The organism is Tunicatimonas sp. (genome assembly GCF_049647865.1).
GTDB lineage: Bacteria > Bacteroidota > Bacteroidia > Cytophagales > Cyclobacteriaceae > Tunicatimonas.
Genome location: NZ_JBARYM010000126.1, coordinates 1 through 2960 on the forward strand (window position 1 = coordinate 1; position 2960 = coordinate 2960).

2 protein-coding genes are annotated in these 2960 nt (G+C 49.2%); one reads left to right on the forward strand and one right to left on the reverse strand.

Features of this window, described 5'->3' with window-relative positions; all coding sequences use genetic code 11:
• The coding region (locus WBA23_RS04085; protein WP_424580973.1) for a gliding motility-associated C-terminal domain-containing protein at positions 1–2014 on the forward strand (2014 nt) is incomplete at its 5' end.
• Between the two features lie 237 nt (positions 2015–2251).
• Here the strand turns inward: WBA23_RS04085 and WBA23_RS04090 are convergent.
• Positions 2252–2960, reverse strand: a 709-nt coding sequence (locus WBA23_RS04090) for an OB-fold nucleic acid binding domain-containing protein (protein ID WP_424580974.1), incomplete at its 5' end; no start/stop codon positions are given.

The following is a 2960-nucleotide window of genomic DNA, read 5'->3' on the forward strand; positions in this document are numbered from 1 at the left end:
AGACGATCAAGAGTATTTAGTTGAGGTAACCAACCAGATTACGGGTTGCCGAACGACTGCGCGCTACACAGTACCCTACCGGGAGTTTACCCCGCGGTTGTTTGCTCGGGCTAATCCCCAAACAATCTGCTTACCCGACGGAAACATTCAATTAGATAGTTTAACCATTTCAGTACCGGGCACCACCTTCACTCGCGCTGATGCCATTGCTGACTACGAGATTAAACTCTACCAGAAGGTCTACACCCCCAGCGGGACCGCCCTCGACTCCGTCGTGAATTTCTCCGGCATCGTACCTTTCATTGATTTAGCGGCTGACACCTTTTATGTCCAAGCCATTCATCAGGTATTTCCGGTACAGTCCGCGATTGTTCAGTTGGAGGTAGAGGATGTTTCTACCGATCCGGTCGTTGATGTGCTAGACTTGCAGCCTCAGACGAGTTGCGACACAACCCGGGTGGCTACCGGACTAATTGCGCTAGATGTTATAGAAGCTACTGGGGTGTCCGAAGCCTATACCTACCGCTGGTTCCAAGGGACCACGACTGATCTTAGCGCTGAACTGGTAGCCGAGACCGAATCAGAAGCCGATAGCTTAACCACAGGCTTTTACACCGTAGAAGTAACGAACGCACGAACGCAGTGTAGTACCACAGAAACCTTCTTTGTTCCCGAGAGCACCGATACTCCAATTATTATAGCGAGTGCCACCCCGACCACAGTCTGCGATCCTACATTGGGAGGCGGTTCGGTACGGGTAGATCCTTCAACCGCGGGGGACTACCAATACTTCTGGTACGTTGGCGATACGATAAGCGTGCAGCCAGATTTCACCGGACGGGTGTGGGCCGGATTAGTGGCGGGTAACTATACAGTAGTAGCGTCCGACTTGGCTACGGGCACTTGTACGACTGATCCTATTACCGTTACCGTAGAAGATTTTGCCGTTTTTCCGGTGGTGGAAGTAACCGTCGAAGAACCCTACTCTACCTGCGACCCGACCCGCCCCAATGGACAGCTCTACGCCAGCGTGAACGGCCAAACGGCAGGTTATAATTTTATCTGGTACGACTCTTTGAATAACATAATTAGTGAGCTAGCTCGGGCCTTTAGCTTGGTGCCGGGTACGTACCGCGTGGTTGTGACCGATCAAACTACCGGATGCAGCACAGAAGATAGTGGCACCATCGTTCCGGGCGAACGAATCGTAGATGTGCCTCAGGTTGAGATACTATCTCACATGACTGATTGCGCCAATCCGAATGGGTCGGCTACCATGTCAGTGAACGGCGGTGCCGAAGACTATATATTTACCTTCTACGATGCTGAGGGTAATCCCCTGCCCGATTCTTTGGTCATCATCAATGAATCGGACTTAACCCTGACTGTCGCTCCCCTAGCGGCGGGAACGTATCAGGTGACCGCTACCGAGCTGATTACCAGTTGTGTCTCCGATGTTGTCATCTTTGAGATTGCCGATGAAAGTACTCCCCCCGCCTTCCGCGTAGAAACTCTTCCCGCTCGTTGTGGGGAAAGCGACGGGCAGGCTACCATTATCGCCGAAGAAAACCTTCGCATTACTTCTGTTGAATGGACGATGCCGGAAGCCACTGTGCTTACTTCGGAAAGTGCTGTTATCAAAGACTTGGCGGCGGGTACGCATACGGTACGAGTTGATTGGGAAAACGGCTGTACGAGCTACGGTAGTGCTGAGGTAGCCATCGATATTCAGGTCTATAACGCCGTGACCCCCAATGGAGATGGCAATCACGACTTCTTTGAAATTGATTGTATTGAGCTGATTCCGGACAATGTAGTCAAAATCTTTAACCGAGCGGGGGCGTTAGTTTATCAGGCCAGTTACTACGACAATCAGGGTGTACGCTTTGAAGGAACGGGCAACCGGGGCATTTACGTAGGAGGCAAACGCCTACCCGATGGCACCTACTTCTACGTGATTGAAAAGAACAACGGTTCCCAACCAAAAACCGGCTACCTGGAACTGGTGAACTGATACTAACCTATAGTAGCAAACTGCACGCTGATGTTTTTCGTGCTATTATTTCCAATGGCAAAGGTTATAGATCGCATGGTGATCGCTGGGGCTAATACCAGAATTTTACCAGATCGTTTCACTTTATTACTGGTCTAATTGGGAATAGCAGCTATCTTATTAAAACCTATGTGATGTTAGAGAAATGGATACGCATTTTTGCCTCAATGCTCATTTTAAACGAATTCTGTGTCTGAATCATCGTGCCCCCGTCAGTTGATACGAAACACCATCCAGTTGTTCTAAAGCACCAAATAATTGGCCATTGGGTTGCCAGCGGTACTTGCGCGATAACATTTCTACACTCATACTCTCTTGCTCGTCGTGTACGGTTACTTTTACCGGGCAATTTCCTTTGTATTCAGCCGATAACGCTTCCAGCCGCTCAATTAAATTGTGATTGAGCTGCTGGGCAGAAATACTGAGTTGAATTCCTCCGGTCATCTTCTCTCGTACTTCCGTGAGTAGCTGTACCGTTTGGGGGCGAAGCTCCCATACGCCAGGTTTATTGTAGCGTTCCTCTACTCTTCCTTTCATGTACACAAATTCGCCCAGCGATAAGCGGTGGCGATTGCTTAAATAATCCTCCCCGAAGAAAGCTAAGTCCACCGAAGTTTGGTAGTCTTCTATCGTAACTAAAGCGAAAGGCTTACCACTATTAGTCTGCCGCTCGGTGCTTTTAGTAATAATTCCGGCTACAGCCACCTCTCGGTTTTGGTACCCCATTACCTTATCTAAAGTACAAGTACAGAAACTCTCAATTTCCAGTTTAAACTGATCAAGTGGGTGTCCCGAAATGTAAAACCCGGTGACTTCTTTTTCTATTTTTAGCTTATCCAGATCGTTGTAAGGTTCGCAATCGGTCACCCGCGGTTTAGGCACTTCCAAGCCTCCAGCACCTCCGAAT